Below are 5,161 nucleotides of genomic sequence, written 5' to 3'. Positions count from 1 at the left end.
GCCTACAATGGACACCCGCAGCTGCCTGCGGTAGTCAGCCTGGCAACACGAGCGGGGCAAAACATGCTGTCATATCAACATATTTACCACGCCGGCAATCTGGCAGATGTCCACAAGCACAGTATGCTGGCATGGGCGCTGGCCTATATGACCCGCAAGGACAAAGCGCTTTCGTATCTTGAAACGCATGCCGGCCGCGCACTCTACGATTTGTCCGATGCGGCAGCCCTGAAAACCGCAGAGGCCGCACAAGGCATCGGGCGTGCGGCCGATTGGTTTGCCCCCGATCACCCCTATTCACAAGTCTGTGCAAGGATAAAAGCGGCGCACGGCGATCACGCCTACCCCGGTTCGCCCATAATCGCAGCTGAAAGCCTGCGCCCAATGGACAACCTCACGCTGTCGGAACTTCATCCACAGGAATTTGCGGCCCTGAAGGAAAACATGATTTCCTACGGCGGGGTCTTCAAGCAAATGGACGGCTGGGAGATGGCGCTTTCGATGTGCCCGCCGGAGCCGCGGCGTGGTTTCTTGCTGATAGATCCGTCGTTTGAGGTGAAATCCGATTATCAGACAATCCCGAAAATCATCGCTCAGATCCACCGAAAATGGGGGGTCGGCGTGATTATGCTATGGTATCCGATCTTAAGCGATGGGCCGCACAAGCCCATGGTCCGCGCTTTAAAAGACACGATACCGGATGGGCTGAACCATGAGGTCAGCTTCCCTCCCGCGCGTGAGGGGCACCGCATGATCGGCTCGGGGCTGTTTGTGGTCAACGCACCTTACGGGTTTGCCGAAGAGGCCGCCGATCTCAGCAGCCTCTTTTCACGCCAGCTTTCCGGGCCTATGTAGGCGTCATGTTTAGTGATCTGATCCGGCGTTTGACCGCCCCCGAACCGCAAACCCTTCCCGACACCGATGCGCGCTTGGCGCTTGGTGCGCTGCTTGTGCGTCTGGCCCGAACGGATGGCGAATATGCCACATCCGAAATCGCGCAAATAGACGCCTCCCTGATGCAGCGCTATCAGCTCTCAGAGACGGAAGCCGCGACATTGCGCGCAGAATGCGAAGCGCTTGAGACCCAAGCACCAGATACGGTGCGTTTCACGCGCGCAATCAAGGACGCCGTTTCTTATGAAGACCGCCTCGGCGTGATGGAAGCGCTTTGGGCCGTGGCCCTCGCCGATGGCAATCGTGACAATGAAGAAGACAGCATGATGCGGATGACGGCGTCTTTGCTGGGCGTGACCGATCAGGACAGCCACCGCGCCCGTCTCAAAGTCAGCGCTGGATGATCGCAAGCCTGCCGATGTACGCACGCGCCAGCAACAGGGCGGCGCATGACACACTTTGGGTCTTGATCCGTGATGGTTTGCGCGCGCGGGATATTCCCGCTCCGGACCGTCTCGACCACGACATTGACCACTGGGATAGCTGGGGGCATCCCGACTTGGTGCTGGGGCAGATCTGCAATCTGCCGCTGCGCAGCCGATTTGCAGGACATGTCACATTGATCGGCGCCGCCGATTACGGACTAAAAGAGTGCCCGGCTGGGTTTTATCGCAGTCATTTTGTCGTCCAGCGTGATTGCGTGGCCAATCAGCCCGATATGCTCTTTGACGCCAGGTTTGTCTTGAACGACACGCTCTCGCAGTCGGGTTACGCATCCGCGCAGATCTGGGCCGCAAAACATGGAAACGCGTTTCGCGCGCATTTGAAGACTGGAAGCCACCGCGCCAGTATTGCAGCGGTCGCCAACGGTGCAGGGGACATTGCATCCATTGACGCGCAAACTTGGCGGATCGAGGAAGCCGAAAACCCCGACACCAGTCAGCTCAAGATCATCGGCCACACGGATATTTCGCCGGGGATGACCTTCATCACGGCCAAGGGGCACGATCCTGCACCCTATTTCGCTGCAATTCGGGAGGCCATACAAAATCTGGATTCGCTGACTGCGCAGAAATTGGGCCTCAAAGCGATCGTTGCGCTGCCCTCGCAGGCATATGACCTGCCAATCCCGAAGGAACCGGTGGAAATCGACGGGTAACACAGAGTCAATGCACCGGGACCCGTTGCAAATAACTTCAAAATAGGCCCTACTTCGTCGCGCAATAAGAAAAAGCCACCAAATTGAACGACGCACAACCTGTCATTGAAATCCGCGATCTGCATAAAGCCTATGGTGAACTCGAAGTTCTCAAAGGTGTGGATATAGTTGCTCCGGCAGGCCATGTAGTGTCGCTGATCGGCTCTTCTGGCTCGGGCAAATCCACGCTCTTGCGTTGCGCCAACCTGCTGGAAGACAGCCAGCAAGGCGAGGTGATGTTTTGCGGTGAACCGGTCAACTGGAAAGGCAGCGGGCCCGCCCGCAGGCCCGGTGACCACGCGCAGGTCACCCGCATTCGCACGAACCTGTCGATGGTGTTCCAACAGTTCAATCTCTGGGCGCATATGACGATTTTGCAAAACGTGATGGAGGCGCCGGTCACCGTCCTCAAGCGCGACAAGGCAGAGGTCGAAGCGGCTGCACGAAAATACCTCGCGAAAGTGGGCATCGGCGACAAATGTGATGCATATCCCGCGCAGCTTTCAGGTGGCCAACAGCAAAGGGCCGCAATTGCGCGCGCGCTTTGCATGGAACCCAAGGCACTTCTGTTTGACGAACCAACCAGCGCGCTTGACCCGGAATTGGAACAGGAAGTCGTGAAGGTCATCAAGGATCTGGCCGCCGAGGGGCGCACAATGATTATCGTCACCCACGACATGCGACTGGCCAATGACGTCAGCGACCACGTTGTGTTTCTGCATCAGGGAAAAATCGAAGAAGAAGGCCCGCCAGCGGAGCTTTTCAACCACCCCAAAACAGACCGGTTACAGGGCTTTCTGTCCGCAACGGTCTCCGAGCACTCAACACTCATCAAATCGGGAGAAAACTGATGAAAAACCTCGTACTTACAACAGCGGCCCTCGCCGTCGCCGGCAGCTTCGCGATAGCGGAGGGCCACTCCGTCGTGCGCCTGGGCACAGAAGGCGCCTATGCACCATACAACTTTATCAACGACGATGGCGAAATCGACGGGTTTGAGCGTGAACTGGGCGATGAGCTTTGTGCGCGTGCGGAATTGACCTGTGAATGGGTCACAAACGAATGGGACAGCATTATCCCAAACCTCGTCTCCGGCAACTATGATGCGATTATCGCAGGCATGTCGATCACAGATGAGCGCAAGCAAGTCATCGACTTCTCCGAAGCCTACACCCAGCCGGATCCATCCGCATTCCTTGCAATGGGCGAAGTGGACCTTGCCAATGCCGTGATCGCCGCGCAATCCAGCACCATTCAGGCGAGCTACGTCACCGGCATGGATGGCGCGACACTACTTGAATTTGCAACACCTGATGAAACAATCGCGGCAGTGAAGGCTGGCGAAGTGGACGCAGTTCTGGCGGACAAAGCGTTCCTTGAACCCATCGCAGAAGCCGACGCAGACCTGACCTTTGTCGGTGACGACGTGCTGATCGGCGGCGGCATCGGTTTGGGCGTGCGCCAGTCGGATACCGAACTGCGCGACACCTTCACTGCGGCAATTCAAACCATGAAAGCCGATGGTTCACTGAACACATTGATCGAGAAGTGGCTGCCCGGTTCCGCACTCTTCTAAAGACACCTCGCACGGCCCGCCTTTGCTTCAGGGGGGCCGTGCTTCCTACTTCATCTTGGCAAAAAAACTCAAATTCTGCCCTCAAGACACGGCAAGGCCATTTTTAGTTACTGTACCGATCCCGCAACGCTCGATGGCCTGACATGGCTGGGCTGCTACCTGACCACAGGCAAGCACATGCAGATGTATTGGGCATTTGGCACAGTGCTTCTCTTGCTGGCAATCACGGCGCCGACGGCACTGGCGTTCGGATTTGCAGGCGCATCTGCAGCACGCAGCAATGTGGCCCCGCTGCGCTGGTTTGGTAAGACCTATATTTCGGTTGTGCGAGGCATTCCTGACATCGCGTTCTTTCTCTTCTTCGTGATCGCTTTGGACCAAGCATTTGAATTCCTGCGCCACAAGGTCAAATGCCCAGACTGGTCCGAGCCGATCCGCCAAGGCAATGATTTCGTGGTCTGCACGGCAGCGAAACTACCATTGGGCAATGCCCCGCAATGGGTCCATGAGGTCTATGGCTTCCTACTGGCGGCGCTCACTTTTGCGATTGTCTTCGGGGCTTTCGCCGCAAATGTCCTGTTTGGTGCCATGCGCGCGGTGCCACGTGGACAGTTGGAGACGGCCGAAGCCTACGGCATGAACCGCCGCCAAACATTCTGGCGGGTCTTGGTGCCGCAGATGTGGGTCTATGCCCTTCCTGGATTATCGAACCTCTGGATGGTTCTTATCAAGGCGACACCGCTGTTGTTCCTGCTTGGCGTCGAGGACATCGTCTATTGGGCGCGCGAATTGGGCGGCGCAAAGCAACCACGGTTCACTGATTACCCCCATGGGGACTGGCGGATGTGGTACTTCCTTGCGCTTCTCATCTTCTACCTGTGCTTCACGAAGCTGTCCGAAGTGATGCTTGATCGCCTGATGACGAAACTCACGCACGGCCAAGCAACCGCTGCCGGTGAAGCACAGCGAAAGGCCACGGCGTGAGTTGCTGGGAAACCATCGCGGACTACGCCCTGCGCAGCCAAGGGATCGGCGAACGCCTGTTGCCTCGTAACGATTACACGCTCTGTCAGCAATTCACGCTGATCGGATCGGGGATGATCTGGAATATCTATTTTGGGGTCGTGGCGCTGTGTACGGGCTTTTTGCTGGCAACAGCCGTGGCTGCCGGAAAGGCCGCGCAAAACGCTTGGCTTCGCAAGCCGGCCGAATGGTTCATCTTCATCTTCCGCGGCTCACCGCTTTTTATTCAGTTCTTCTTTGCCTATTTTCTTTTTCTGAGCCTTAAAGGTGTAAGCCCGTTCTTTGACCCGTTCACCTCTGCCTGGCTGGGTGCATTGATCGTACTCTTCCTGAACACCGCCGCCTACTCCGGCGAAATTTTCTACGGCGCGCTGCAATCCATTCCAAAGGGCGATATTGAAGCCGCGGACGCCTACGGACTTTCTGGCTGGGCACGGTTCCGGCGGGTGATCTGGCCCACAATGCTCCGG

The 5,161-nt window shown here is 57.2% G+C and carries 7 protein-coding genes; all 7 read left to right on the top strand.

Going from position 1 to position 5,161, the window contains the following annotated elements:
- The first annotated feature begins 63 nt into the window (after positions 1-63).
- Positions 64-855 (top strand): 23S rRNA (adenine(2030)-N(6))-methyltransferase RlmJ, encoded by a 792-nt coding sequence (rlmJ, locus tag ACFDSS_RS13315; protein ID WP_375256217.1) that lies wholly within the window; start codon positions 64-66, stop codon positions 853-855.
- Positions 856-860: 5 nt separating this feature from the next.
- Entirely contained in the window at positions 861-1,298 is a 438-nt protein-coding gene (locus tag ACFDSS_RS13310; protein WP_375256215.1) for a TerB family tellurite resistance protein, read from the top strand.
- Positions 1,295-2,053: a phosphate/phosphite/phosphonate ABC transporter substrate-binding protein gene (locus ACFDSS_RS13305; protein ID WP_375256214.1), complete on the top strand. Its 759-nt coding sequence runs from the start codon at positions 1,295-1,297 to the stop codon at positions 2,051-2,053. The genes ACFDSS_RS13310 and ACFDSS_RS13305 overlap by 4 nt, the downstream gene beginning before the upstream one ends.
- 83 nt (positions 2,054-2,136) lie before the next feature.
- Positions 2,137-2,943: an ABC transporter ATP-binding protein gene (locus ACFDSS_RS13300; RefSeq protein ID WP_375256213.1), complete on the top strand. Its 807-nt coding sequence runs from the start codon at positions 2,137-2,139 to the stop codon at positions 2,941-2,943.
- The gene (locus tag ACFDSS_RS13295; protein WP_375256212.1) at positions 2,943-3,668 is read left to right on the top strand and encodes a transporter substrate-binding domain-containing protein; all 726 of its coding nucleotides are present in this window, start codon (positions 2,943-2,945) and stop codon (positions 3,666-3,668) included. The genes ACFDSS_RS13300 and ACFDSS_RS13295 overlap by 1 nt, the downstream gene beginning before the upstream one ends.
- A 99-nt stretch (positions 3,669-3,767) precedes the next feature.
- Entirely contained in the window at positions 3,768-4,652 is an 885-nt protein-coding gene (locus ACFDSS_RS13290; protein WP_375256216.1) for an ABC transporter permease, read from the top strand.
- Positions 4,649-5,161 (top strand): ABC transporter permease subunit (locus ACFDSS_RS13285; protein WP_375256211.1); only part of this gene is annotated, 513 nt, incomplete at its 3' end. The genes ACFDSS_RS13290 and ACFDSS_RS13285, both read left to right, overlap by 4 nt.

This window comes from Yoonia sp., assembly GCF_042093035.1.
GTDB lineage: Bacteria > Pseudomonadota > Alphaproteobacteria > Rhodobacterales > Rhodobacteraceae > Yoonia.
The sequence above is the reverse complement of the archived record's forward strand: the minus strand, read 5'-3'. Positions and strand labels throughout refer to the sequence as shown.

Coding starts and splice junctions, on each gene's coding strand:
- rlmJ (WP_375256217.1), top strand. CDS start 64: ATGCTGTCATATCAACATATTTACCACGCCGGCAATCTGGCAGATGTC.
- ACFDSS_RS13310 (WP_375256215.1), top strand. CDS start 861: ATGTTTAGTGATCTGATCCGGCGTTTGACCGCCCCCGAACCGCAAACC.
- ACFDSS_RS13305 (WP_375256214.1), top strand. CDS start 1,295: ATGATCGCAAGCCTGCCGATGTACGCACGCGCCAGCAACAGGGCGGCG.
- ACFDSS_RS13295 (WP_375256212.1), top strand. CDS start 2,943: ATGAAAAACCTCGTACTTACAACAGCGGCCCTCGCCGTCGCCGGCAGC.